Source organism: Kitasatospora sp. NPDC057015 (assembly GCF_042673745.1).
GTDB lineage: Bacteria > Actinomycetota > Actinomycetes > Streptomycetales > Streptomycetaceae > Kitasatospora.
Map to the genome: position 1 here is coordinate 146151 of NZ_JBHUSG010000007.1, position 24178 is coordinate 170328.

The window sequence follows — 24178 nt, forward strand, 5'->3', positions numbered from 1 at the left end:
ACTCACCGGCGCGTCGGAAAGCGCCGAAATTCAGTCGATTCCGATCAGCACTGATCGCTCTGGTCGAGTGGGCTGCTCGCTGGCCCGGCCGGCGTCCGGGGCGGAGGCGTCAGAGGCGGTGGCGGGCCTCAGACCTCGCCGCGTCCGTCCAGGCAGCGCGACAGCCAGTCCGCCGCCTGCGTGAAGTCGCGGTCCGAAGTCCCCGGACGCTGGTACGTGGAGGTCTGGCGGTCCGCCCGCGGATAGGAGCCGAGGAAGCGCACCTGCGGGCAGATCCGCTTCAGCCCCATCAGGGCCTCGCTCACCCGGCGCTCGGCCAGGTGCCCCTCGCAGTCGATCAGGAAGCAGTAGTTGCCCATGCCCTCGCCGGTCGGGCGGGACTCGATCCGCATCAGGTTGACCCCGCGCACCGCGAACTCCTGGAGGAGTTCCAGCAGGGCGCCCGGGTGGTCGTCCGGCAGCCAGACCACCATCGAGGTCTTGTCCAGGCCGGTGGGCGAGGACACCCGGCCGGGCGGGCCGACCAGGACGAACCGGGTCGCCGCGTTCTCGGCGTCGTGGATGTCCTTGACCAGCGGCTCCAGGTTGTACACGGGAGCGGCGAACTCCCCCGCGAAGGCCCCGTCGAAGCGGCCCTCCTGCACCAGCCGGGCACCGTCGGCGTTGGAGGCGGCGGACTCCCAGCGGGCGTCCGGCAGGTTGGCCGCGAGCCACCGGCGCACCTGCGGCTGGGCCACCGGGTGGCTGGTGACGGTCTTGATGTCCTCCAGCGCCGTGCCGGGCCGCACCAGCAGGGCGAACGCGATCGGCAGCAGCACCTCGCGGTAGATCATCAGGGGCGCGCCCGAGGCCAGCTCGTCGCTGGTCGCGGTGACGGCGCCCTCGACGGAGTTCTCGATCGGTACGAACGCCCCGGAGGCCTGCCCCTCGCGCACCGCGTCCAGGGCCGCGGGCACCGAGGTCAGCGGCACCAGCTCCCGGGTCGCCGCCTCGGGCAGGGTCCGCAGGGCCGCCTCGGTGAAGGTGCCCTCGGGCCCGAGGTAGGTGTAGCGGGTGGCCGACATTGCCGCCTCCGTACGAGAAAGGGGTGCCGCGCAGGGGTGGGTGCGCAGGGGTGTTGCACAGCGGTACCAGGCTTGCCACCTTAGTCACTCGCCGCACCGGGCAACGAAGCATCCGCATGGTGAGCACGCGAACGCTGTCCGTCGGCTAGAGTGCCCGCCGCCCGGCCGGACGGACGCGTCCCCGGTCAGCCCTCCAGCAGGGCCTGGCCCACGTAGCCGTCCTCGGGGGCGCCCGGCGGTACGGCGTACAGGCCGCTCGCCTCGTGCCGCAGGAAGCGCGAGAGGCCGTCCCCGCGCGCGAGCCTGCGCTGCACCGGGACGAAGCCGCGCCCGGGGTCGGCCTGGAACGCCAGGAAGAGCAGCCCGGCGTCCGGGGAGCCGTCCGGCAGCATGCCGTCGTGGTACGAGAAGCCCCGCCGCAGCATCGCCGCGCCCCCGTTGGAGGCCGGCGCGGCCACCCGGACGTGCGCGTCGGCGGGCACCGCGAGGGTGCCGTCGGCGTTCTGCGCGGCGAGGTCGACGGCGGTGCTCCCGCCGCCGCCGGAGAGCGGCGCGCCGTCGGACTTGCGCCGGCCGATCACCCGCTCCTGGCGGTCCTCCGGGAGGTTCTCCCAGTTGTCGAGCAGCATCCTGATCCTGCGCAGCACCACGTACGAGCCGCCGGCCAGCCAGCCGGGCTCCTCGGCGCCGCAGAACACCTTCGCGGCGAAGTCCGGGTCCTGCGGCCGGGGGTTGTTGGTGCCGTCGACCTGCCCCATCAGGTTGCGGCCGGTCATCGGGCGGGCGGTGGCCCCGGGGGTGCGGCTGAACCCGGCCATCTGCCAGCGGGCCGCCGCGGTGCCGGCCGCCTGCCGCTGGAGCACGCGCAGGGCGTTGAAGGCCACCAGGGCGTCGTCGGCGCCGATCTGCACCCAGAGGTCGCCGTCGCTGCGGGCCCGGTCGAGGGCGTCCTCGGGGAAGTCCGGCAGCGGGTCGAGGGCGCGCGGGCGGCGGTCGGCGAGGCCGGCCTTGGCGAAGAGGGTCGCGCCGAAGCCGAAGGTGACGGTCAGCGAGCACGGTCCGGCGTCGGCGGCCGTCCGGCTCTCGTACTCGTCGGCGGGCTCGCCCCGGGTGAGCCGGGCCGAGGTCCGGGACCAACGCCGCAGCAGGGTCCGCAGCTCCTCCCGGCCGGCGCCGGGCACCAGGTCGAAGGCGGCGAGGTGCACCCGGGCCTGCTGCGGTTCGAGGATGCCGGCCTGCCGCGGCCCGTGGAACGGGATCCGCCCGGCGCCCAGGCCGACGGGCGCTCCGGCGGCGGCGGGCGCCGTCCGGGCGGCCCGGTCGCCCGCCGCGCCGCCCGCCGCGCCGGCGACCAGCCCGGCGCCGGCTCCGCCCAGCAGCGCGCGCCGGGAGAACCCCGCCGCCCTCGGGCGGCCGTCGACCGGGGTGCCGGCGGCGGGGGCGCCCGGTCCGGAACCGTCCGGGTCGGCCGTGCTGGTCATGGTGCTCAACCGATCGTGAGGGACTTGGTCTCGGTGGCCTGGTCGATGTCGGAGGAGCGGACCGCCACCGACACCACCCAGTTCCCGGCCAGCGGCAGCTGTGCGGTGCCCGTCCAGCGCCCGGTGCCCTCGGCGCTGAGGGTGACCGGCAGCGGGCCGAGGTCGCGGTCGGGCAGGGTGAAGGCGAGCTGCACCTCGGGCACCTCGACCGGCCCGCCGTCCGGGCCGTCCAGCTTGAGGTGCACCTCGTTGGCACCCGTCCGGGCCGGGTTCAGCGTGACGGTGGCGGTGCCCTTGGCGTTCGGCGTCCGGCCGCCGGTGTCGTAGGGGAGCTTCAGCTCCAGGGTCTGTCCGGGCACGGTCTGCGGGGCCTGCGCGCCGCCGGCCGGGGCGCTCGCCCCGGGCCGGTCCGCGCCGGCCGCGACCGCCTGGGCGACCCGCCCGGGCGGCGCGTTGGTGAGCATCGTGGTCACCACCAGCACCGCCGCCGCGACCCCGGCCTCGACCAGCACCGAGCGGCGCAGTCCGGCCTTGGCGGGGGTGAACCCCCGCTCCCGGTCGGCCTTGCGCTCGGCCGCCTGCTGGCGCTCCAGCTGCGCCCGGCGGACGGGATCCGCCGTCTCGGCCGCGCCGCCGCCCCCGGCACCTGCGGCCACCAGCTCCCGCACGTCCCGGGCGGCCTCCTCGCCGGTCCGGCCGGTCCGGACCGTCCCGCCCGCGCCGGTCGGCCGGGCCGTCGGGGCGTGCTCGGCGCCGGCGGCGCCCTGGCGTTCGACGTCGGCGGCGCGCAGCCGGGCCACCCAGCTGCGCGAGATCCACGCCACCCCGAGCATCACGGCCACGCAGCCGACCTTGATCAGCAGCAGCCGGCCGTACTCCGTGTCGACCAGGGCGCTCCAGCTGCCCAGCCCGCGCCAGGACTGGTAGACGCCGGTCACGGTGAGCGCGGCCACCGAGCCGAAGGCGATCGTCGAGAAGCGGTCGGCGGTCTCGGCCCCCAGGCCGTGCCGCAGGCCGAGCAGCAGGGTGGCGAGGCCGCCCAGCCACAGGGCCATCGCGATCAGGTGCACGACGCCGAACGGCAGCGCCAGCCAGACCTGGATGCCGACCGAGGCGTGGTCGGCGCCCACCCAGGTGGCGGAGAGGGCGACGGCGAGCAGCACCCCGGCCACGCCGAGGCCGATCCGGGCCTCGCGCTGCGGGCGCTCGGCGGCGCGCTGCTCCAGCCGGCGCAGCTCGTCCGCCTCACCGCCACCGTCACCGTCACCGTCGTCGGCCGGCCGCTCGTCGCCGGCCGGCCCGGCGGCCTTTGCCGGCACCGGCCCGCCGAGCTGGCCGACCAGCAGGGAGAGGAAGACGCCCGCGGTGGCGAGCAGCAGCAGCCGGGCGGCGAGGGCGGTGCCGATCCGCTCGTCCAGCGTGGTGCGCACCAGTGACAGGTCCAGGGCCTGGCCGAGGCCCGACCCGCGCTCGTACGGCCCGCGCAGCAGCAGGACGGCGACGGTGGACACCAGCAGCGAGACCCAGCCCGTCATCAGCAGCCGCTGCACCGCGCGCACCGCCGCGCCGGCCGGCCAGCAGAGCAGGACGAAGCCGGCCGTGCCCATCAGCAGGGCGAAGGCGCCGTACGCGACGGCGCGGCCGGTGCCGTAGAGGGCGGCCACCACGCTGTCGGCCTTGGCGTCCTGCAGGGCGGCGGTGGAGACCGAGGTCTCCGAGGGCGCGCCGACGGAGAAGGTGAAGGCGCCGCCGACGGGGTGCGAGTCGTCGGAGACGGCCCGCCAGGCGACGGTGTACGTGCCGTTCCCGAGGCCGCCGGTCAGCCCGACCCGGGCGGTGTTCTGGTGGCCGTCGGCGTGCCCGGGGTTGCCGGTGTCGACGGGCTTGCCGGCCGGGTCGAGGACCCGGACCGAGTCGCCGGAGAGCGAGACGCTCTCGCTGAAGGTCAGCGTGACGGAGCCCGGCGCGGTGGCGAGCACCGAGTTCTGCGCGGGGTCGGTGGACTCCAGCGTCGCGTGGGCGGAGGCGGGCCCGGCCCCCGCGATCATCAGCGCGAGCAGCGCGCCGAGGATCCCGAGCAGTCCGGTGAGCCTGCGGTGACTGGCCTTCAGCATCTGGCGCATCCCCTAGTTTCCTGAGTCCTGCTGGCCGGGCCGGTAGGTGAGCGAGGTGACCGGCACCTTGACGGCGATGGTGCCGGACTTGGCGAAGGTCAGGTCGAGTTCGAGCTCGTCACCGAGGGCGGGCTGCTTCGACCACCCCATGATCATCAGGTGCGTCCCGCCCCGGGCGAGCTCCAGGGCACCGCGGGCCGGCACGGCGAGCGGCCCGGCGCTCTCCATCGAGCTCTCGGTCGAGTGGTGCATGGTGACCGAGGATGCCCCGGGACTGCTGACCTTGACCAGCTCGTCCTCGCCGCCGGTGTTGCGCACGGTCAGGTAGCCGGCGGCCATCCCGCCGCCGGCCGGCAGCGGGATGTAGGGGTCGGCGATGCTCAGCCGCGCCGCGCCGCCCGTGCCGCTCCCGCCGTCCGGCCCCCAGCCGACCAGCAGGGTGCCCGCGCCGAGGGCGGTCGCCACCAGTGCGCCGGTGATGGCGGTGGTCCGGAACGAACGGCTGCTCACGCCGGAACCCCTCGGGCGAGCAGCGGCAGGTCGTGCTGGTAGGTCTGCGGCGAGGTGGCGCTCAGGTAGAGCAGGTGCGCCTTGTCGTCGGGCAGGAAGGCCAGCACCTGCGCGCCGTGGGTGGAGGTGACGCTGCCGTCCTTGTTCACCACCGGGTCCTCGACCAGGATGCCGAGGGTCTTCGCCGCCGCCTTGACCTGGTCGAGGTCGCCGGTCAGGCCTATGAAGCCCTTGCCCATCGAGTCGAGCCAGGTGCGCAGCACCTGGGGGGTGTCCCGCTGGGGGTCGGTGGAGACGAAGACCACGTCGATCTTCTGCTGCTCCTCGGCGGGGAGCTTCTGCATCGCCACGCCGATGTCGCCCATGGTGGTGGGGCAGACGTCCGGGCAGCTGGTGTAGCCGAAGAACAGCAGGGTGCTGCGGCCGGCGGTCTGCTTGCGCAGGTCGAAGGGCTGGCCCGAGGTGTCGTTCAGCACCAGCGCGGGCTTGTCGAAGTGCTTGCCGAGCACCGTCCCCTCGTACGGGGAGTCCTTGGCCTCCTTGGAGACCTTCGCGGGCCCGGCCGCGGGTGAGCCGCCGGAGCCGCAGGCGGTGAGGGCGAGGACGGCGGCCAGGCCGGCGGCGGCCGCGCCGAGCAGGCGCGGTGCGGTGCGGCGGGCGGCGGGGGTGCGGGTGGCGGGGGTACGGGGCATTGCGGGGTCCGATCGTGCGCGCGGGTCTCACCGGCCGGGCCGTACGGGTGCGTACGGCCCGGCCGGTGCTTCGGTCAGGAGGCGGCGCTGTCGCCCTTGCGGCGCAGGCCGAGGAAGCCGACACCGGCGCCGATCACGCCGACCACGATGCCGACCACGCCGAGGATCCGGGCGGTGGAGTCGCTGCTCTTGACGGTGGCGTGGGCGGCGGCGTCCTGCGAGGTGGTGGCCTCGACGTGGTGGCCGTCGGCGGCCGCGTCGGTGGCGGCGGCCTTGGTGAGGGTCAGCACGGGGGCGGGCTTGGCGGGCTCGGGCTGGCCCTCCTTGGCCTCGTCGATCCAGCGGACGACCTCGCCGTTGTCGTAGCTCTGCAGCGCCTTGAAGGTCAGCTTGTCGGTGTCGGTCGGGAGCGGGCCGATCGAGACCCGGAACTCCTGGAACTGCCCGGCGGCGATCTTCGTGCCGGGGTCGGCGGTCCAGGTGATCTTCGAGACGGCCTCGTTGACGTCGTTGCCGTGCACCTTGATCGGCTTGTCGAGCTTGGACTTCTCCAGGGTGGCGGTCCAGCCGGGCAGCGGCAGCGTGCGGACGGAGGCCAGCGGGTGGTCCAGCGGCAGGTTCACCTCGAGCTTCACGGTGCTCGCGGTGTCGCTCTCGTTCGGGACCCGGAAGTCCACGGCGGTGTAGGCGCCCTGCTGGGCGTTGCCGGGCTGCACGGTGACGTGGGCGAAGGCCGGGCCGGCCAGGGCTACGACGCCGGCGGCGGTGGCGAGGGCGATACCGACGATGCGACGGGCAGGAGTGGAACGCATGGCTGTGGGGTCTCCGATCGGAGGAGGGCGGCCGCGACGGGCACGGGGGTTCCCGCACCACGGGCGGACCACGCCGTGGGGTTGGCCGGACAGCCGTACCGCTCGACGGGTACGGCTTCGCGTGCGCGCCCTGCGGCTGCCCTGCGGCAGGCCCGTCAGCGCGCGAAGGCCACCCGCGGCGGACCTCGCCGGACCACGCTGTGCCGCAGCGCCGCCGCCGGAGGCAGCCGCCACGTCCCCTCACCGGTGCCGTACGGGCGGACCGACCCGCCGGGCGTGCCGAGCAGCCCGCGCAGCAGCGAGGCGAGCAGCGCGAGGGCCGTCCGCAGCGGCGCCGCCAGTTCCTTCGCGGCGGCGGCGGTGATCCGCAGCAGCCGCCACAGCGCGGCCTCGCCGCGCCGCAGCCACCAGCCGGCCACCAGGGCGGCGGCGAGGTGACCCGCGAGCATGGCGGGCGTCAGGCCGAACAGGCCGCCCTGCCACCAGGCCGCGGCGGCGTAGTCGTTCGGGTCGAGGCCGGCGTTGCTGATGATCTGCTCGGCGCTGGTGCCGCCGGGCAGGCCGGTGAGCGTGCCGGGGTGGGCCTCGTTGCAGAGCAGTCGGACCGCCAGCTGCGGCGCCGTCATCGGGCCGGAGGCGCCGTGTCCCATCGCGGCCATCGAGGTCGCGTGCGCGGCGCCGGACCCGTGGAAGAGCCCGTGCAGGGCGAGCTGGCCCGCGCCGAGGGCGCCCGCGATACCGGCCAGCGAGCGTTCCCGCCCGCCGAGCAGCGCCGCGAGCGCGAGCACCGCGGCGAAGCCGGTCGCCAGGGTGGGCAGGGTGACGTCCCCGCCGCCGGCCAGGGCGTGCCCGGCCGCCGCGATCAGCGTGCAGACCAGGGCGAACGGCAGTGCCCGCGCCAGCCGCAGATCCCAGGCGGCCGCCCGAACCGGCGCATCCGGTACGGCGGCACCCGGGTGCGGGGTGGCGGGGTGGTCAGTCATGGCCGGGACATCATCTCACCGAGGCCCCGGCGCCATGGGGCAGGGTACGAAATCCCCGGCGCCGGGGGCCGGAAATCCTCCCGCCGCGGCTTGATCCCGCCGCCGCGGACGGCCGCCGGGTCCCGTCGCGGGGCCCTCTCCCGGTGCTCCCGGATCCCGTCGCCGGGTCGCCTCACGGGGCTGCCCGATCCCGCCGCCGTCCGGCCGGTGCGGGCCGGCCCGGAGAGGTGATTTCGCTACGAATAGCCCGTTCGGCCCCGGCGTGCGCACCCGTTCGTGCGCCGCTCGGCACACCCCCGGGCCTCAGTCCATCCGCCGAAGGAGTGATGGTGCGCCTTACGGACGGTTCGCCGCCGGATCGCCCGGAGATACCTAGTCGTATGTGGAGCCGCAGCCAGGAGGGACCTCCCGTGGACATCTGGTGGACTCTGCACCTCAAGCGCGACCCCGCCAGCGTCCCGCTGGCCCGGCGCATCCTGCTCGGCGCGATGGAGACCGCCGGGGTGGACCGGCAGGTCTCCTACGACCTCGGCGTCGCCCTCACCGAGGCCTGCGCCAACGCCGTCGAACACGCGGCGGGCGGCTGTCCCGACGAGGGGTTCCAGGTCACCGCCTCGATGACCGGCGACCGCCTGCGGATCGAGGTGACCGACTCGGGCCCCGGACTGCCCACCGCGTCGGCCGCGTCCACCGCGTCCACCGCGTCCGCCGTGTTCGCCGCGCCCGACACGTCCGCCGCGCCGCCACCCGCCGTCGGCCGCGCCCCGCGCCGGCCGATCGGAGGGGTCGGCCGGCCCGCCGTCCGCCGCCGTACCCGCCGCGGCCGGGCCTCGCTGCCCGCCGCCGCCCTGACCGCCCCCCGCACCGGGCCCACCGGCGGCCCGGCCCCCTACGACACCCACGTCCTCCCGCCGGGCCGCCCGGCCCCGGCCCCGCGCCCGGTGGACCGGGAGACCCTCCCCGACCTCTGCGCGGAGAGCGGCCGGGGCCTCTTCCTCATCCACGCCCTCACCGACCACGTCCAACTGCGCAACCACCCGCTGCGCGGCGCCATCGTGAGCTTCGACAAGATCCTCACGTGGCAGGACGGCTCCCGGCTGGGGATGGCCTCCTGACGGCTCGCCGGGCCGCCGCGCCGCCCCGGCGTCCGCCCGCCGCCCCACCGGGCCCCGCGCCTCGCTCGGCCGCCGCCGGTCCGACTGCCCCCGGCGGCCGTCCTACCCTGGCCCGATGACCGACTGGGACCTCCGGAACCTGCGGGTACTGCAGGCGCTCGACGAGTGCGGGACGGTCACGGCCGCCGCCGAGCGGCTGCGGATGACGCCCTCGGCGGTCTCCCAGCAGCTCTCGGCGCTGGCCCGGCAACTCGGGGCGCCGATGCTGGAGCCGTACGGCCGGCGGGTTCGGCTGACGAGCGCGGCGCGGCTGGTGCTCGGCCACGCCGAGCGGGTGTTCGGGCAGCTGGAGCGGGCCGAGGCGGAGCTGGCGGGGTATCTGCACGGCGAGGCCGGCGAGGTGCGGGTGGGGGCGTTCGCCACCGCGATCACCGGGCTGCTGGTGCCGGCGATCGGCCGGCTGCGCGCGGAGGCGCCGCAGCTGACCGTCCGGGTGGTGGAGGCCGAGGCCGCCGACGCGTACGGGCTGCTCGCGGTCGGGGAGGTGGACCTGGCACTGTCGCTCTCCGTCCAGCTGCCGTCCGCGGACGACCCGCGGTTCCTGCGGTTCCCGCTGCTCAGCGACCCGCTGGACGTGGCGCTGCCGCCGGGGCACCCGCTCGCCGGGGCTCCCGGGCTGCGGCTGGCGGACCTCGCGGGCGAGCCCTGGATCTACGGTGCGGCCGGCCCCTGGCGGGACATCACGTTGGGGGCCTGCGCGGACGCCGGGTTCGTGCCCGAGCGGGCGCACACCGCCGCCGACTGGTCGGCGATCCTGGCGATGGTGGCGGCCGGGATCGGGGTCGCCCTCGTCCCCAGGCTGGCCTCCGCCGGCCGGGGCGGGGCCGCGGTGGTGCGGGCGCTGCCCGCCGACCTGCCGACCCGCCGGGTGGTGGCCGCCGTCCGGGTGGGGACGGAGCAGGCGCCGCCGGTGCGGCGGGTGCTGGCCGCGCTGGAGTCGGCGGCCGACGCCGCCACCGCCACGGCCCGGAACGTGAAGTCGTACTGAACGTTCCGGTCAGATCTTTGCGATGGACCTGACGGTTCGTCCGGCGCCACAGTGGAGGAACCGCCCCGACCGCCACCGCGCTCCGGCCGAAAGGTGCCCGACATGACCGCGTCCCCGACCGATGCCCTCCCCTACTCCGGAGGCGACCCCTACGCCGACTACCGCGGCGGGGACTTCCCGTTCACCGCCCTCACCGACCTCGCCGACCGCCGGCTCGGCGGCTCCGTGCCGGCCGCCAACGACGAGCTCTTCGCCGAGCGGGAGAACCTGCTGCTGCCGGAGCCGGCCGAGTTCCGCCCGCACACCTTCGGCAACAAGGGCCAGATCATGGACGGGTGGGAGACCCGCCGCCGGCGCGGCGCCGCCACCGCCGGCCCGCACCCGGGCGCGGACGACCACGACTGGGTGCTGATCCGCCTGGGCGTGCCCGGAGTCGTGCACGGCGTGGTCGTCGACACCGCCCACTTCCGGGGCAACCACCCGCGGCAGATAGCCGTCGACGGCGTCGAGCTCCCCGGTGTCCCCGGCCCCGAGGAGCTGCTCGCGGCCGACTGGCAGCCGCTGGTGCCGCGCTCGGCGGTGCGCGGCCACGCCGCCAACGGCTTCGCGGTGGAGGGCCGCCGCCGCTTCACCCACCTGCGCCTCAGCCAGTACCCCGACGGCGGGATCGCCCGGCTGCGGGTGCACGGCGAGGCCCGCCCCGACCCCGCCTGGCTGGCCGCCCTGGGCACCTTCGACCTGGCGGCCCTGGAGAACGGCGCAGTGGTGGAGGACGCCTCCGACCGCTTCTTCTCGTCGCCCGCCAACATGATCATGCCCGGCCGGTCGCGGGCGATGGGCGACGGCTGGGAGAACCGCCGCCGACGCGACGGCGGGCACGACTGGGTCCGGCTGCGGCTCGCCGGGCGCGGCGCGATCCGGGCCGTGGAGATCGACACCGGCTGCTACGTCGGCAACGCCGCTGGCTGGGCCGCCCTGTCCGGCCGCGACGACGCGAGCGGCCCGGACGGCTGGTTCGAGCTGCTGCCGCGCACCCGGCTCCAGCCGGACGCCGTCCACCGCCTACTGCTCGCCGAACCCCGCCCCGCCACGCACGTCCGGCTGGACGTCTACCCGGACGGCGGGATCGCCCGCCTGCGGCTGCACGGCTCCCTGCTGGACGGCTGAGCCGCCCCGCCCGCCCGGGCCGCGGCGCTCGCCCCGGCCCCGGCCGCCCCCAGCGGGGCCGGTCGCGGAAGACGGGCCCGGTCCGGGTTGCCGGGCCCGAACGGCCGCCGGACGATGGGGACATGTTGCATCAGATGCGTGCCGAGTACGGGTCCGGCGGCCCCTCCGCCGGGGTGAAGACCTGGCACATGGTCCGGGAGGGCGAGCAGGTGGCGATGTGCGGCCGCGACATCGACCCCGCGGCCGCCGCCGAGGAGCCGACCGCCTGGGGCCGGACCGCCGAGCTCTGCTGTCACACCTGCGGGGCGACCTTCCTGCGCGAGGCGCCCTACCTGCCCGCCGAGCACGAGTAGCCGGAGCCGGAGGAGGGGACGGAGGCCGAGGTGGAGCCCCTGGCCGCCGCGCGGTCGCTGACCCGCGAGGCCGCCGCCCTGCGGGCCGACCGGCCCGCGCTCCCCGACCACGTCGACCGGCTCTGCGCCCTCGTCGAGCGGCTCGACCCGCTGCTCCACGCCTTCGTCCCCGAGCCGGGGCGCCACCGCCGGCTGCACGAGGAGGCCGCCGCCCTGGCCGCCCGGCACCCCCGGCCGTCGGCCCGGCCGGCGCTCTACGGCGTGGCGGTCGGCGTCAAGGACGTCATCCGGGTGGACGGCCTGGCCACCCACGCCGGCTCGGCCCTGCCGCCCGGGGTGCTGGCCGGACCGCAGGCCGGGCTGGTCGGACGGCTGCGGACGGCGGGCGCCCTGGTCGCGGGCAAGACCGTGACCGCCGAGTTCGCGATGACCGCCCCCGGCCCCACCCGCAACCCGCACGCCCCCGCGCACACCCCGGGCGGCTCCAGCAGCGGCTCGGCGGCGGCCGTCGCGGCCGGGCTGGTTCCGCTCGCGATCGGCACCCAGACCCTGGGCTCGGTGATCCGCCCGGCGGCCTACTGCGGGGTGGTGGGGTTCCGCCCCACCCACGGGCGGATCCCGTTGGACGGCGTGCTGCCCTACGCGCCGACCCTCGACACCGCCGGGGTCTTCACCGCCGACCTGGCGGGCGCCGCCCTCGCCGCATCCGTCCTCTGCGACGACTGGCGGCCCCCGGCCGGATCCGGCCGGGGGCCGGTCCTGGGCGTTCCGGTCGGCCCCTACCTCGACCGGGCGGGCCCGGTCGCCGCGGCCGCCTTCGCGGCGCGGCTCGCGAGCCTGGAGGCGGCCGGACTCACCCTGCGCCGGATCGACCTGATCCCGGACTTCGACGAGGTGGTCCGCCACCTGCGGACCGTCAGCGGGTACGAGGCGGCGCGGGCGCACGCGGACTGGTTCACCCGCTTCGGCGGCCTCTACCGGCACGAGACCGCCGCCGCGATCCGGCACGGCCAGGGCGTCGACGGCGACGACTACGCGGCGGCGCTGCGGGCCCGGGTGCACTTCGCCGAGCGGGTGGCGGCCGAGGCCGCCGTCGCCGGGGTGGACCTCTGGCTGACCCCGGCCGCGCCCGGGCCCGCGCCGCGGGGCCTGGACAGTACGGGCGACGCGGTGATGTCCCTCCCCTGGAGCTACGCGGGGCTGCCGGCCGTCGCGCTGCCCGCCGGGCGGTCGCCGGACGGGCTGCCGCTCGGGCTGCAGTGCGTCGGGGCGGCGGGCGGCGACGAGCGGCTGCTCGAACACGCCGCGGTGCTTGAGCGGCTGCTGGCGGAGCCGGCCGACTAGCGCCGCGGGCCCGCCGTCGGCGGCGGCTGCCCGGCCGGGCACCCCTCGCGATCCCGGCCGGGCATCCCTCGCGATCCCGGCCGGACGGGGCGATCCCGGCCGGAACGGGCCGGCCGCCGGTGCGCCGCCGGGCTATACCCTGGCGGCACCAGGGTGTGCGGGCCGTTCGCGGGTGCGGACGGGCGCGCCGCCGTTCCCGTCGCGACAGCTGAGGTGGGCAGTGGCCGGCTCTTCCACGGACGGACGCGTCCTGCGCGGTGAGGAGACCCGCCGGGCGGTGCTGCGGCGCGCGGTCGCGATCGCCTCGGTGGAGGGCCTCGACGCGCTGTCGATCGGCCGGCTGGCCACCGACCTGGGTCTCAGCAAGAGCGGGGTGTTCGCCACCTTCGGCTCCAAGGAGGAGCTGCAGCTGGCGACGGTCCGGGCCGGTCGGCGGATCTTCTTCGACGCGGTGGTCGAGCCGGCGCGTCCGGCCGCCCCGGGGCTCGGGCACGTCTGGGCGCTGTGCACCGGCTGGCTGGAGTACTCCCGGGCCCGGGTCTTCCCCGGCGGGTGCTTCTTCTACGAGGTCACCGCGGAGTTCGACGCCCGCCCCGGGCCGGTCCGCGACCTGCTCGCCGAGACGTCCAGGGAGTGGGAGTCCTTCGTCCTCGGGGCGCTGGCGGAGGCCCGGGCGGTGGGCCAGCTGCGCCCGGACGCCGACCTCGGCCAGCTGGCCTTCATGCTGATCGGGGTGATGGAGACGGCGAACTCGCACGCGGTGCTGTACGACGACCCGCAGCCGTACGAGCGGGCGGCCCGGGCGGTCCGGAGCCTGCTGTCGGCCGAGGCGACCGACCCCGCGCTGCTGCCCGGCTGAGGGCCGGCCCGGGTCGTCCGGGCCTGCGCGCCGCCGTGTTCGGGCCCGCCCGGTCGGTGGGCAGGACCGCGGCACGGCTTCTGCGCATGCGCCTCCGGCGGTTCCCTGACCTGAAAACTGCACGAACGGTCGTGCTAATATTTTCCCGCGCTCGATCCCCATCCAGGAACCCTGACCGGGAGAACAGATGAAACCGGCCGTCGCACTCGTCAGCACCGCCCTGAACGCCACGTCGCTGGTGGCCCCGCGCCTCGCGGGCCGGGGCGCCGTCGAACTCTTCCTGCGGCCCGGGCGGCGGGCCCGGCTGCGCGACTCGGAGCGCGAGGTGCACGAACGTGCCGTCACCGAGGAGGTGACCGTCGGAGGCCGGCGGGTGGTGGTCTACCGCTGGGGGGACGGCGGCCGTCCCGTCCTGCTGGTGCACGGCTGGCAGTCCAGGGCCTCCCGCCTGGCGGCCTTCGTCCCCCCGCTGCGCGCGCTCGGCCACAGCGTGGTCGCGTTCGACGCGCCGGGCCACGGCGCCTCCGGCGGCCGGACGACCACGATCCTGGAGTACCGCGAGGTGATCCGGACCCTGCAGCAGCGCCACGGCACCTTCGACGCCGTCATCGCGCACTCGCTGGGTGTGCCCGGCGCCGTCCTGGCGCTGCGCGACGGGGTGCGGGCCGGCCGGCTGGTCGCGGTCGCCGGGGTGGCGGAGTTCGGCTACCTGCCGGCGGCCTTCTGCGCCGGCCTCGGCCTGAACGCGCGGGTCGAGCGGGAACTGCGGAGCCGGATCGGACGGGAGCTGGCCGTCACGAGCGAGGGCGGCTGGCAGCGCCTCGACGCCGTCCACGACCCGGCCGCCGTCCCGATGCCGGTCCTGGTGGTGCACGACGAGGGGGACGCCGTCGTCCCGGTCGGCCAGGCGCACCGGTTCAAGGCGGTCTACGGCGAGCGGTTGGAGCTGATCGTCACCCGGGGCCTGGGCCACGGCCGGATCCTCGGCACCCCCGCCGTGATCGACAACGTGATCGGCTTCCTGTCCGAGCCCGCGCCCGTGCCCGCGGCCACGCCCCAGTAGGTCCGGGCCCGGTGGGGGCGGCCCGGCAACGGCGGAGCGGGCGGCTCCCCGGTGGGGGACCGCCCGCTCCGCTGCCGGCCGCGGAGGCTCAGCCGCCGCTCTTGCGGCGGAAGTTGCGCTTGCCGCCGGCCGCGCCGTGCGTGCCGTGGATCTTGCCGTCGGCGCCGTTGCCGCCGCCGGCGGCGTCGGAGCGGCTGCCCTGCTTGCGCTCCAGCGCGGCGAGGAACTTCGCCTTCACGTCGTCCTGGGCGGGCGCCTCGGTCTCGGGCGTCTGCGGGGTCGCGGGCGTCTCGCTCTCCGCCACACCGCTCGTATCGCTGCTCATTCAGGACCTCCTGGACGGGGGTGGCACCGGATCATGCCGTCATGCACACGATGCCACGTCCAGGAGGGTGCGGCGGCCCGATTCCGCTCCGCCGGCCCGGCCGCCCCCGGAGTCGGCGCGTGCGGCCCCGGCGTCAGCGCGTGCGGGCGTCCTCGTCGGGGAACTTCGGCCCGCCGATGAAGTAGAGCAGGGCCGCCGTGGGGAAGCCGATGGAGGCGGCCACCAGGACGATGAATTGCCAGACCATCGGAGCACTCCTCGCGCGAGGTCGGTCGTCCCGCTCGGCGGGGCCGGACGGGACGGGGATATACGACGGTATGTCGGCAATCGTCCGGGTGCCACCGGACACCGGCCGGGGACGGCGTGCACGGGTCTGTGCACCGCGCCCACCCGGCGGCCACACTGACGGGATGCACGTACAGCTCGCAGGGGAACCGCAGGAGCCGGGCCGGGAGAGCGAGGACTTCGCGGTGGCCTCGCCGGAGGCGCTGGTGCTGCTGGACGGATCGAGCTCGCCGGAGGCGATGGGCTCCGGGTGCCGGCACGGCACGCCGTGGTTCGTGCGGAGACTGGGGGTGCACCTGCTGGCCCGGTTGACCGACCGCCCGGACCGTTCGATCGCCGAGTGCCTGGCCGACGCCATCGCGGAGACGGCGGCGCTGCACGGCGGACGCTGCGACCTGGCGCACCACAACACCCCGGCCGCGATGGTGGTGGCCGCCCGTCGGCACGGCCGCTCGCTGGAGTACCTGGTGCTCGGCGACTCGCTGCTGGTGCTCCAGTACCGGGACGGGCCGCCCCGGGTGATCGGCGACAACCAGCGCTTCCCCGGCGGCGAGGAGCTGCGCCGGCAGATCTGGACGACGGTGCCGGGCTCGGCCGAGCGCGAGGAGCTGCACCTGCGGTACGCGATGGCCGTCCGGGCGGCGCGCAACACCGGCAACGGCCCGTGGATCGCGGCCGCCTCGCCGAAGGCGGCCGCCCACGCCGAGACGGGTTTCGTGCCGCTCGCCGAACTGCGGGCCCTCGCCGCCGTCTCGGACGGCGCGTCCCGGTTCACCGAGCGCTTCGGCCTGGGCAGCTGGTCGGATGCCCTGCGGCTGCTCGACGAGTCGGGCCCGGCCGAGCTGATCGCGCAGGTCAGGGAGGTCGAGCGGGCCGACGCCCGGTGCGAGCGCTGGCCGCGCGGCAAGGCCCACGACGACGCCTCGGCCCTCTACGCCAGGTTCTGATCGCCACCACGATTTCCGGGCGGTGCCGTCAGCCGGGTGTACTGCGGGCCGGGTGCTGCTGCGGCCGGGTGCGGGCGATGCCCGGCCGGGGCGGCCGGGCATCGGTGGGCCGGGGAGGGCCGGTCTCAGTCGATCGGGTGACCGAAGGAGCCGGACTGGAAGTCCTTCATGGCCTGCTCCAGTTCGCGGTGGCTGTTCATCACGAACGGCCCGTACCAGGCCACCGGCTCCCGGATCGGCTGCCCGCCCAGGATGATCACGTCCAGGTTGGGGTGCCGGGAGTCCTGCTTGGCGTCGGCGGCGATGGTGAGGGTGTCGCCCTCGCCGAAGACCGTCGCCTGCCCGGTGTGCACCGGGCGGCCCTCGGCGCCCACCCTGCCGTCGCCGTTCAGGACGTACGCCAGGGCGTTGAAGTCGCGCCGCCACGGGATGGTGACCTGTGCGCCGGGGGTGACGGTGGCGTGCAGCAGGGTGATCGGGGTGTGGGTGGCGCCCGGGCCGCGGTGGCCGTCCAGGTCGCCGGCGATCAGGCGCAGGATCGCGCCGCCGTCCGGCGTGGAGAGCAGCTTGACGTGCCCGCCGTGGATGTCCTGGTAGCGCGGGGCGGTCATCTTGTCGGAGGCCGGCAGGTTGACCCAGAGCTGGATGCCGTGGAAGAGGCCGCCGGTGGCGACCAGCGACTCGGGCGGGGTCTCGATGTGCAGGATGCCGGAGCCGGCCGTCATCCACTGGGTGTCGCCGCCGCCGAGGTGGCCGCCGCCGCCGTGCGAGTCCTTGTGGATGAACTCGCCGTCGATCAGGTAGGTGACGGTCTCGAAGCCGCGGTGCGGGTGCCAGGGGGTGCCCTTGGGCTCCCCGACGCCGTACTCCACCTCGCCCATCTGGTCCATCATGATGAAGGGGTCCAGGTACTTGGTGTTGATCTTCGCGAAGGCGCGGCGGACCGGGAAGCCCTCGCCCTCGAAGCCCTCGGGAGCGGTGACCACCGTGAGGACCGGCCGCGGCGTGTTGGCGGCGGGGTCGGGGGTGGCGACGCGCGGGAGGGTCAGCGGGTTGTCGACGGTCACGGCGGGCATGTCGGCCTCCTTCGGGGTGTGTGGCCTACGTCCCACAGAATAGTTCAATCCTCAACCACAAGCAAGTTGAAGATTGAACTATGTGGGTGCGGCGACGCCCGGCGGGTGGCGCCCGCCGGTTCAGCCGTACATCCGCCGCATCGTGAAGTCCACCATCTGCTCCACGGCCTTGGCGTCGAACACCATCCGGTGCTCGCCCTCCATGTCCAGGGCGAAGCCGTACCCCGTCGGCAGCAGGTCCAGCACCTCGGCGCCCGTGACGCTGAAGTGCTTGGACTCCTTGCCGGCGTAGCGGCGCAGCTCCTTGAGCGAGCTGAACATCGGGATCACCGGCGTGGGGGTGTTGTGCAGCGCGAGGAATCCGGGGCGGTCGCCGCGCGGGCAGTGCACCTTGGAGGTGATGAAGATGGCCTGGAAGTCCTCCACCGCCATCGAGCCCGTGGTGAAGGCCCGGACGGCGTCCGCCAGCGAGGGCGGCGAGGGCTCCGGGTAGAGGGACTGCTGCGGCGCGGCCTGCGGCTGCTCGCCGTACGGGCCGGGGCCGGGCATGCCGTTCATTCCCGGCTGCGGCCCCGCCTGCTGGTAGGGGTCGCTCGGGTATGCGGTCTGGTCATAGCCGTACACACGGACAGGCTATCGGGAGCGCGCTCCCCTGTGCGGCGGTCGATCCTGACAAGGACTACCCGTCCGGCGTTGTGGAGGGTTGCCACGGGTGTGCGGGCCGGCGACGTGACAACGTTCATAGCCGATTCGCCACTGATTCGCCGCGAAGGGCTTGAACAAGTTACCGCCGGGTAGCATCATGAGGTCTACTGGTGGGTAAGTGGGGTGCCCGGCGCGGCGAACCCCCGGAAGCGACGAACCGGAGAAAACGGCCATGGGTCACTACAAGTCCAACCTGCGTGATGTGGAGTTCAACCTCTTCGAGGTGTTCGGCCGCGACCAGGTGTACGGCACCGGTCCGTTCGCCGACATGGACGTCGAGACCGCGAAGAACATCCTCAGCGAGATCGCCCGGCTCGCCGAGAACGACCTCGCCGCCTCGTTCACCGAGACCGACCGCACCCCGCCGGTCTTCGACCCCGAGACCAACACCGCGCCGATCCCGGCCGCGTTCAAGAAGAGCTACCAGACCTTCATGGACGCCGAGTGGTGGCGCCTGGGCATCCCGGAGGCCATCGGCGGCCAGGTCACCCCGAGCTCGCTGATCTGGGCCTTCGCCGAGCAGATCCTCGGCTCGAACCCGGCCGTCTGGATGTACTCCTCCGGCCCGGCGTTCGCCGGCGTCGTCCACGAGGAGGGCACCGAGGAGCAGTCCAAGGTCGCCCAGCTCATGGTCGACCGGCAGTGGGGCGCCACCATGGTGCTGACCGAGCCCGACGCGGGCTCCGACGTCGGCGCCGGCCGCACCAAGGCGATCAAGCAGGAGGACGGCTCCTGGCACATCGAGGGCGTGAAGCGCTTCATCACCTCGGGTGAGCACGACATGTCCGAGAACATCATCCACCTGGTGCTGGCCCGCCCCGAGGGCGGCAAGCCGGGCACCAAGGGCCTCGGCCTCTACATCGTGCCCAAGTTCGACTTCGACTGGGAGACCGGCGAGCTCGGCGAGCGCAACGGCGTCTACGCCACCAACGTCGAGCACAAGATGGGCCTGAAGGCCTCCAACACCTGCGAGATGACCTTCGGCGCCAAGCACCCGGCCAAGGGCTGGCTGCTCGGCGAGAGCGTCGACGGCATCCGCCAGATGTTCAAGATCATCGAGTTCGCCCGGATGATGGTCGGCACGAAGGCCATCGCCACCCTCTCCACCGGCTACCTGAACGCGCTGGAGTACGCCAAGGAGCGCGTGCAGGGCGCCGACATCTCCAACTTCCTGGACAAGAACGCCCCCCGGGTCACCATCACCAACCACCCGGACGTCCGGCGCTCGCTGCTGACCCAGAAGGCGTACGCCGAGGGCATGCGCGCCCTCGTGCTGCTCACCGCGTCCACCCAGGACGACGTCCTGGCCGCCCGCCTGCGCGGCGAGCACGACGAGGCCGCCGAGCGCCTCAACGACCTGCTGCTGCCGATCGTCAAGGGCTACGGCTCGGAGAAGTCCTACGAGCAGCTCGCCCAGTCCCTGCAGACCTTCGGCGGCTCCGGCTACCTGCAGGAGTACCCGATCGAGCAGTACATCCGGGACGCCAAGATCGACACCCTCTACGAGGGCACCACCGCGATCCAGGGCCTGGACTTCTTCTTCCGCAAGATCGTCAAGGACGGCGGCCAGGCGCTCACCGCCGTCTCCGAGCAGATCCAGAAGTTCCTCGGCGCGGCCGAGGCCGGCGACGCCCTCGCCACCGAGCGGGAGCTGCTCGCCAAGGCCGCCGGCGACCTGGAGGCGATCGTCGGCAAGATGCTCGCCGACCTCTCCTCGGTCGAGCAGGACGTCAAGAACATGTACAAGGTGGGCCTCAACAGCACCCGCCTGCTGATGGTCTCCGGCGACGTCGTGATCGGCTGGCTGCTGCTGCGCCAGGCCACCGTCGCCCTGGCCAAGCTGGAGGCCGGCGCCACCGGCAAGGACGTCGCCTTCTACCAGGGCAAGGTCGCCGCGGCCCGCTTCTTCGCCCGCAACATCCTGCCCACCGTCACCCCGCAGCGGATCATCGCCGAGGGCATCGACAATGAGATCATGGACCTCGCGGAGGAGGCGTTCTAGGACGCCCGCCGGTCACCGCGCCCGCCCCGCCCGGGGCGTGCCGGGACTGACACCTCCCGTCTGACCGCCTGACCCACCCTCAGCACGAAGGGGGCCCGCCGAACCGGCAGGCCCCCTTCGTGCTGTCCGGTCCCGGGGCACGGCGGCCCGCCCCGCACGCGGACGCGCAGTCAGCCGGCCTCCCGAGGGGGGCGGTTACCGCCCCCGGCGAGCGGATCTGACGGACCGCGTTCACCCCGTTACTTCACAGGGCCGTCCGCGTTCTGTACCCGTTCCCGGGTTCCGGCTGTCATGTCCGTGTACGGGCATATGCTCAATGGTGCCAAGCCGACCCCCCATCCGGTTTTCGGCCCTCCCTCGACCCAGGAGCAGCATGTCGACCGCCGCCCGCCAGGCCTTCTTCGACCGGACGCACACCGATGACCTGATCGCCTTCCTCGGTTCCTCACCGTCGCCCTACCACGCGGTCGCGAGCGCCGCGCAGCGGCTGGAGAAGGTCGGCTTCCGGCAGGTCTCCGAGACCGACGCCTGGGACGGGACGACCGGCGGACGGTACGTCATCAGGGGCGGCGCACTCATCGCCTGGTACGTGCCGCAGGGCGCGGGCCCGCAGACGCCGTTCCGGGTGGTCGGCACCCACACCGACTCCCCGAACCTGCGCGTGAAGCCGCTGCCGGACACCGGCTCGGCGGGGTGGCGGCAGGTGGCCGTGGAGATCTACGGCGGCGTCCCGCTGAACACCTGGCTCGACCGCGACCTCGGCCTCTCCGGCCGCCTCGCGCTCCGGGACGGGACGGCGCGGCTGGTCCAGATCGACGAGCCGCTGCTGCGCGTGCCGCAGCTGGCGATCCACCTCGACCGTCAGGTCAACGACGGCCTCAAGCTCGACAAGCAGCGCCACCTGACGCCGATCTGGGGCCTCGGCCCCACCGACGAGGGCTCGCTGATCGAGTACGTCGCCGAGCGCGCCGGCGTCCCGGCGGACGACATCGTCGGCTGGGACCTGATGACCCACGACGTCCAGCCGCCCTCGTACCTGGGCCGGGACCGCGAGCTGCTGGCCGGCCCCCGTCTGGACAACCTGCTCTCCGTGCACGCGGCCGCCGCCGCGCTGGCCGCCACCGCGGCGGCGGCCGCGGAGGGCGCCGAGCTGCCGTACATCCCGGTGCTGGCCGCCTTCGACCACGAGGAGACGGGCAGCGAGTCCGACACCGGCGCGCAGGGACCGCTGCTCGGCAACGTGCTGGAGCGCAGCGTCTACTCGCGCGGCGGCACCCCGGAGGACCGCGCCCGCGCGCTGGCCGGCACGGTCTGCCTCTCCTCCGACATGGGCCACGCCGTGCACCCGAACTACAGCGAGCGGCACGAGCCCGGCCACCACCCGCTGCCCAACGGCGGACCGATCCTGAAGGTCAACGTCAACAACCGGTACGCCACCGACGCCGTGGGCCGGGCCGTCTTCGCCGCCGCCTGCGAGCGGGCCGGCGTGCCGTGGCAGACCTTCGTCTCCAACAACGCGATGCCCTGCGGCACCACCATCGGCCCGATCACGGCGGCCCGGCTGGGGATCACCACGGTGGACTGCGGGATCGCCGCCCTGTCCATGCACTCGGCCCGCGAGCTGTGCGGTGCGGACGACCCGTTCCTGCTGGCCAGCGCGATCAAGGCGTTCCTGGAGGGCTGACCGCGCGCAACGGGGCCCCGGCCCGTCGGGAGGACGGACCGGGGCCCCGCACGGGTGGCGCGGCCGGCTACTCCATGCCGGCCAGCACCAGCGGCAGACGGCGCACGCCGCCGGGGGTGAGCTTCACCGGCACCCCCCAGTCCTGCTGGTGCACGTGGCAGGCCGGGTACTCGATCTCGGGGTCGTCGTCGCAGGAGGCCGCCATCGCGGACACGTGCAGCACGCCCTCGGCGACCTCCTCGGACAGCACCAGCTCCCGGTCGAGCGCGGAGTCCGCCCCGGCGCCGGAGAGCAGCAGCTCCGGCGGGGTGGAGCTGACCAGCAGCCGGGTGGACGGGCCGTAGCGCTCGTCCAGCTTCTGCCCGCTCGGCGCGGAGAACACCACGTCCAGCTGGAACACCCCCGGCGCGACCTCGGTGGCCGCGCGCTGGGTGCGGTGCGCCACCGACTCGACCCGGACGGCCTCCTCGGGCAGCCGCAGCCTGGTCAGCCGGTGCCGGGCGGACTCCACCACCACGATGTCGCCGTCCACCAGCACGGCGCCGGAGGGCTCGCGCAGGTCGGTGGCGAGCGTGGTCACCTCGCCGGAGGCCGGGTCGAAGCGGCGCAGCGCGTGGTTGTAGGTGTCGGAGATCGCCACCGAGCCGTCGGGCAGCACCGTCACGCCGAGCGGGTGCTGGAGCAGGGCCTGTCCGGCCTCGCCGTCCCGGTGCCCGAAGTCGAACAGGCCGGTGCCGACGGCGGTGTGGACGGTCATCGTTTCACGTGAAACCCAGCGGACCGCCGAGGTCTCCGAGTCCGCGACCCAGAGCCGGTCGCCGTCCGCCGACACCGCGAGCCCCGAGGGCTGGGCGAACCAGGCCTCGGCCACCGGCCCGTCCACCAGGCCCTCGTTGGTGGTGCCGGCGGCCACCGCGACCGTCCCGGCGGCCGGATCGAAGGCCCAGAGCTGGTGCACGCCGGCCATCGCGATCCAGACCCGGCCGTCGAACCAGGCGACGTCCCACGGCGAGGAGAGTTCCACCCCGGTGGCCGGGCCCTCGGTCGCCGAGCCCTGCCACCACTGCTTCCCGGTGCCGGCCAGCGTCCGCACCTCGCCGTCGGCGAGCCGCACCCCGCGCAGGACGTGGTTCACCGTGTCGGCGACCACCACGTCGTAGCCCAGGTCCAGGCCCTCGGGTACCAGTGCCAGCCCCTGCGGCTCGCTGAACCGGGGGGAGAGCCCGTCGACCAGCCCGCGCTCGCCGTCCCCGATCCGGCGCACCACGCTCTCGCCGTCCTCGGCCAGCTCGACCAGCGAGTGGTGCCCGGTGTCCGCGACCAGGAAGGTGCCGCCCGGCAGCCGCACGGCCTTGCCGGGGAACTTCAGCTCCCGCGCGACCGGCTCCGCCGGGACGTACGGGCTGTCGCCCCGCCGCAGCGTCCCCTTGGCCTCGTGCTCGGCCTCCAGCTCCTCGACCAGCCGGGCGATCGCGTGCGCGTGCCCCTCACCGGCGTGCTGCGCGACCACGTACCCCTCGGGGTCGATCACCACCAGCGTCGGCCAGGCCCGCACCGCGTACTGCTTCCAGGTGACCAGCGCGGGATCGTCCAGCACCGGGTGGTGCACCTCGTACCGCGCCACCGCGTCGACCACCGCCCGGTGGTCCGCCTCGTGCACGAACTTGGGGGAGTGCACGCCGACGATCACCACGGTGTCGCGGTGCTTCTCCTCCAGTTCGCGCAGCTCGTCCAGGACGTGCAGGCAGTTCACACAGCAGAAGGTCCAGAAGTCCGCGATCACGATCTTGCCGCGGAAGTCCGCGAGGACGAGATCCTTGCCGCCGGTGTTGAGCCAACCACCGGCTCCGACCAGTTCAGGGGCGCGTACGCGTGCACGAGAAGCCATACCCCCATCAAACCGCACGTCCGACCTCCGCATTCCGGACGGTCGGCCCGATCGTGGCCTCCGGGCCGCTCAGCCGGCCGGCTGCTCCGGGGACAGCTCCGCCCGCCAGCGGACCTCACCGTCGTGGAGCTCCCCGGTCGGCGCGAGGCCGGCGGCGCGGGCGACGGCGGCCGAGGCGTGGTGCCCGGGGTGGACGTGGGCGACGACGGTGCGCACGCCCTGCTCCCGGAGCCGGGCGACCAGGGCGCGGGCGGCTTCGGCGGCCAGGCCCCGGCCCTGCCAGGGGGTGCCCACGACCCAGGCGATCTCGGCCGCCCCGGCGGTGACGGTGGCCTGGACGTACCCGGCGGCCCGGCCGTCGGCGCGCAGCCGCAGGATCCAGTTGCACCAGGTCACGGCCGGGTCCGGGGAGCCGGCGCACTGGCGCAGGTAGCGGGCGCGCAGGGCCTCGGCGGTGGCGGGCTCACCGCCGGTGAAGGCGTACAGGGCGGGGTCGGACAGGACGGCGGCCATCTCCTCGGCGTCCTCCGGGCGCAGGGGGAGCAGATCGAGTCGGTCGGTCGGGACGGCGCTGGTTTCGACGCTTCGCATACGGGCATTGAACCCGCTCCGCGCGGGTGCTGGGCAGCGGGCCGGGGATCGGGTCGAATGGGAGACCGAC

22 protein-coding genes are annotated in these 24178 nt (G+C 74.9%); 10 read left to right on the plus strand and 12 right to left on the minus strand.

Translation table 11 applies throughout. The features are described from left to right. Positions 1-128: 128 nt before the first annotated feature. From pheA to ACFTWP_RS09565, 7 genes are all read right to left on the minus strand, one after another. Positions 129-1064, minus strand: coding sequence for a prephenate dehydratase (gene pheA, locus ACFTWP_RS09535; RefSeq protein ID WP_380263702.1), 936 nt, complete (start codon positions 1062-1064; stop codon positions 129-131). 185 nt (positions 1065-1249) lie between these two features. Further along, entirely contained in the window at positions 1250-2545 is a 1296-nt protein-coding gene (gene efeB, locus ACFTWP_RS09540; RefSeq protein ID WP_380263704.1) for an iron uptake transporter deferrochelatase/peroxidase subunit, read from the minus strand. 5 nt (positions 2546-2550) lie between these two features. Continuing rightward, on the minus strand, positions 2551-4668 hold the full coding sequence (locus tag ACFTWP_RS09545; protein ID WP_380263706.1) for a FixH family protein: 2118 nt from the start codon (positions 4666-4668) through the stop codon (positions 2551-2553). A gap of 3 nt (positions 4669-4671) precedes the next feature. Then, complete coding sequence (locus ACFTWP_RS09550; RefSeq protein ID WP_380263708.1) at positions 4672-5169, minus strand: copper chaperone PCu(A)C; 498 nt, start codon at positions 5167-5169, stop codon at positions 4672-4674. Next, positions 5166-5861, minus strand: a complete 696-nt coding sequence (locus ACFTWP_RS09555; protein WP_380263709.1) for an SCO family protein — start codon at positions 5859-5861, stop codon at positions 5166-5168. The genes ACFTWP_RS09550 and ACFTWP_RS09555 overlap by 4 nt, the downstream gene beginning before the upstream one ends. 74 nt (positions 5862-5935) lie before the next feature. Next, positions 5936-6673 (minus strand): YcnI family protein, encoded by a 738-nt coding sequence (locus tag ACFTWP_RS09560; protein ID WP_380263711.1) that lies wholly within the window; start codon positions 6671-6673, stop codon positions 5936-5938. 155 nt (positions 6674-6828) lie between these two features. Beyond that, complete coding sequence (locus tag ACFTWP_RS09565) at positions 6829-7656, minus strand: hypothetical protein (protein WP_380263713.1); 828 nt, start codon at positions 7654-7656, stop codon at positions 6829-6831. Between the two features lie 410 nt (positions 7657-8066). On the opposite strand from ACFTWP_RS09565, the gene ACFTWP_RS09570 reads away from it, so the two are divergent. The 7 genes from ACFTWP_RS09570 (at position 8067) to ACFTWP_RS09600 (ending at position 14605) form a co-directional block, all read left to right on the plus strand. Further along, on the plus strand, positions 8067-8771 hold the full coding sequence (locus ACFTWP_RS09570) for an ATP-binding protein (RefSeq protein WP_380263715.1): 705 nt from the start codon (positions 8067-8069) through the stop codon (positions 8769-8771). A gap of 115 nt (positions 8772-8886) precedes the next feature. Next, entirely contained in the window at positions 8887-9819 is a 933-nt protein-coding gene (locus tag ACFTWP_RS09575; RefSeq protein ID WP_380263717.1) for a LysR family transcriptional regulator, read from the plus strand. A 102-nt stretch (positions 9820-9921) separates the two neighbouring features. Beyond that, a complete protein-coding gene (gene alc / locus ACFTWP_RS09580) occupies positions 9922-10986 on the plus strand; it encodes an allantoicase (protein ID WP_380263719.1) in 1065 nt (354 codons plus the stop codon). A 122-nt stretch (positions 10987-11108) separates the two neighbouring features. Then, complete coding sequence (locus ACFTWP_RS09585) at positions 11109-11339, plus strand: hypothetical protein (protein WP_380263721.1); 231 nt, start codon at positions 11109-11111, stop codon at positions 11337-11339. A gap of 30 nt (positions 11340-11369) precedes the next feature. Then, on the plus strand, positions 11370-12683 hold the full coding sequence (locus tag ACFTWP_RS09590) for an amidase (RefSeq protein ID WP_380263723.1): 1314 nt from the start codon (positions 11370-11372) through the stop codon (positions 12681-12683). Between the two features lie 220 nt (positions 12684-12903). Further along, on the plus strand, positions 12904-13542 hold the full coding sequence (locus ACFTWP_RS09595) for a TetR/AcrR family transcriptional regulator (protein WP_380263725.1): 639 nt from the start codon (positions 12904-12906) through the stop codon (positions 13540-13542). Positions 13543-13729: 187 nt separating this feature from the next. Beyond that, positions 13730-14605: an alpha/beta hydrolase gene (locus tag ACFTWP_RS09600; protein ID WP_380263727.1), complete on the plus strand. Its 876-nt coding sequence runs from the start codon at positions 13730-13732 to the stop codon at positions 14603-14605. 88 nt (positions 14606-14693) lie between these two features. On the opposite strand, the gene ACFTWP_RS09605 is transcribed toward ACFTWP_RS09600, so the two are convergent. After that, positions 14694-14930: a DUF5302 domain-containing protein gene (locus ACFTWP_RS09605; protein WP_380263728.1), complete on the minus strand. Its 237-nt coding sequence runs from the start codon at positions 14928-14930 to the stop codon at positions 14694-14696. 410 nt (positions 14931-15340) lie between these two features. On the opposite strand from ACFTWP_RS09605, the gene ACFTWP_RS09610 reads away from it, so the two are divergent. Then, the gene (locus tag ACFTWP_RS09610; RefSeq protein ID WP_380263730.1) at positions 15341-16162 is read left to right on the plus strand and encodes an integrase; all 822 of its coding nucleotides are present in this window, start codon (positions 15341-15343) and stop codon (positions 16160-16162) included. A 125-nt stretch (positions 16163-16287) separates the two neighbouring features. Here the strand turns inward: ACFTWP_RS09610 and ACFTWP_RS09615 are convergent, their stop codons facing one another. Together ACFTWP_RS09615 and ACFTWP_RS09620 are read right to left on the minus strand one after the other, a co-directional pair. Continuing rightward, a complete protein-coding gene (locus ACFTWP_RS09615; protein ID WP_380263731.1) occupies positions 16288-17238 on the minus strand; it encodes a pirin family protein in 951 nt (316 codons plus the stop codon). A 120-nt stretch (positions 17239-17358) separates the two neighbouring features. Further along, entirely contained in the window at positions 17359-17862 is a 504-nt protein-coding gene (locus ACFTWP_RS09620) for an SseB family protein (protein ID WP_380263733.1), read from the minus strand. Positions 17863-18115: 253 nt separating this feature from the next. Between ACFTWP_RS09620 and ACFTWP_RS09625 the strand changes: the two genes are divergently transcribed. Then, a complete protein-coding gene (locus tag ACFTWP_RS09625; RefSeq protein ID WP_380263735.1) occupies positions 18116-19945 on the plus strand; it encodes an acyl-CoA dehydrogenase in 1830 nt (609 codons plus the stop codon). A gap of 373 nt (positions 19946-20318) precedes the next feature. Further along, positions 20319-21629, plus strand: coding sequence for a M18 family aminopeptidase (locus ACFTWP_RS09630; RefSeq protein ID WP_380263736.1), 1311 nt, complete (start codon positions 20319-20321; stop codon positions 21627-21629). 67 nt (positions 21630-21696) lie between these two features. On the opposite strand, the gene ACFTWP_RS09635 is transcribed toward ACFTWP_RS09630, so the two are convergent. Both ACFTWP_RS09635 and ACFTWP_RS09640 read right to left on the minus strand, forming a co-directional pair. Continuing rightward, positions 21697-23517 (minus strand): NHL domain-containing thioredoxin family protein, encoded by a 1821-nt coding sequence (locus ACFTWP_RS09635; protein WP_380263738.1) that lies wholly within the window; start codon positions 23515-23517, stop codon positions 21697-21699. A gap of 69 nt (positions 23518-23586) precedes the next feature. Further along, a complete protein-coding gene (locus ACFTWP_RS09640) occupies positions 23587-24108 on the minus strand; it encodes a GNAT family N-acetyltransferase (RefSeq protein WP_380263740.1) in 522 nt (173 codons plus the stop codon). Positions 24109-24178: the final 70 nt, after the last annotated feature.

What these genes read in the sequence shown, in the direction of transcription:
- pheA (WP_380263702.1), bottom strand. Translation starts at nt 1,064, where the DNA reads ATGTCGGCCACCCGCTACACCTACCTCGGGCCCGAGGGCACCTTCACC.
- efeB (WP_380263704.1), bottom strand. Translation starts at nt 2,545, where the DNA reads ATGACCAGCACGGCCGACCCGGACGGTTCCGGACCGGGCGCCCCCGCC.
- ACFTWP_RS09545 (WP_380263706.1), bottom strand. Translation starts at nt 4,668, where the DNA reads ATGCGCCAGATGCTGAAGGCCAGTCACCGCAGGCTCACCGGACTGCTC.
- ACFTWP_RS09555 (WP_380263709.1), bottom strand. Translation starts at nt 5,861, where the DNA reads ATGCCCCGTACCCCCGCCACCCGCACCCCCGCCGCCCGCCGCACCGCA.
- ACFTWP_RS09560 (WP_380263711.1), bottom strand. Translation starts at nt 6,673, where the DNA reads ATGCGTTCCACTCCTGCCCGTCGCATCGTCGGTATCGCCCTCGCCACC.
- ACFTWP_RS09565 (WP_380263713.1), bottom strand. Translation starts at nt 7,656, where the DNA reads ATGACTGACCACCCCGCCACCCCGCACCCGGGTGCCGCCGTACCGGAT.
- ACFTWP_RS09575 (WP_380263717.1), top strand. Translation starts at nt 8,887, where the DNA reads ATGACCGACTGGGACCTCCGGAACCTGCGGGTACTGCAGGCGCTCGAC.
- alc (WP_380263719.1), top strand. Translation starts at nt 9,922, where the DNA reads ATGACCGCGTCCCCGACCGATGCCCTCCCCTACTCCGGAGGCGACCCC.
- ACFTWP_RS09585 (WP_380263721.1), top strand. Translation starts at nt 11,109, where the DNA reads ATGTTGCATCAGATGCGTGCCGAGTACGGGTCCGGCGGCCCCTCCGCC.
- ACFTWP_RS09600 (WP_380263727.1), top strand. Translation starts at nt 13,730, where the DNA reads ATGAAACCGGCCGTCGCACTCGTCAGCACCGCCCTGAACGCCACGTCG.
- ACFTWP_RS09605 (WP_380263728.1), bottom strand. Translation starts at nt 14,930, where the DNA reads ATGAGCAGCGATACGAGCGGTGTGGCGGAGAGCGAGACGCCCGCGACC.
- ACFTWP_RS09610 (WP_380263730.1), top strand. Translation starts at nt 15,341, where the DNA reads ATGCACGTACAGCTCGCAGGGGAACCGCAGGAGCCGGGCCGGGAGAGC.
- ACFTWP_RS09615 (WP_380263731.1), bottom strand. Translation starts at nt 17,238, where the DNA reads ATGCCCGCCGTGACCGTCGACAACCCGCTGACCCTCCCGCGCGTCGCC.
- ACFTWP_RS09625 (WP_380263735.1), top strand. Translation starts at nt 18,116, where the DNA reads ATGGGTCACTACAAGTCCAACCTGCGTGATGTGGAGTTCAACCTCTTC.
- ACFTWP_RS09630 (WP_380263736.1), top strand. Translation starts at nt 20,319, where the DNA reads ATGTCGACCGCCGCCCGCCAGGCCTTCTTCGACCGGACGCACACCGAT.
- ACFTWP_RS09635 (WP_380263738.1), bottom strand. Translation starts at nt 23,517, where the DNA reads ATGGCTTCTCGTGCACGCGTACGCGCCCCTGAACTGGTCGGAGCCGGT.
- ACFTWP_RS09640 (WP_380263740.1), bottom strand. Translation starts at nt 24,108, where the DNA reads ATGCGAAGCGTCGAAACCAGCGCCGTCCCGACCGACCGACTCGATCTG.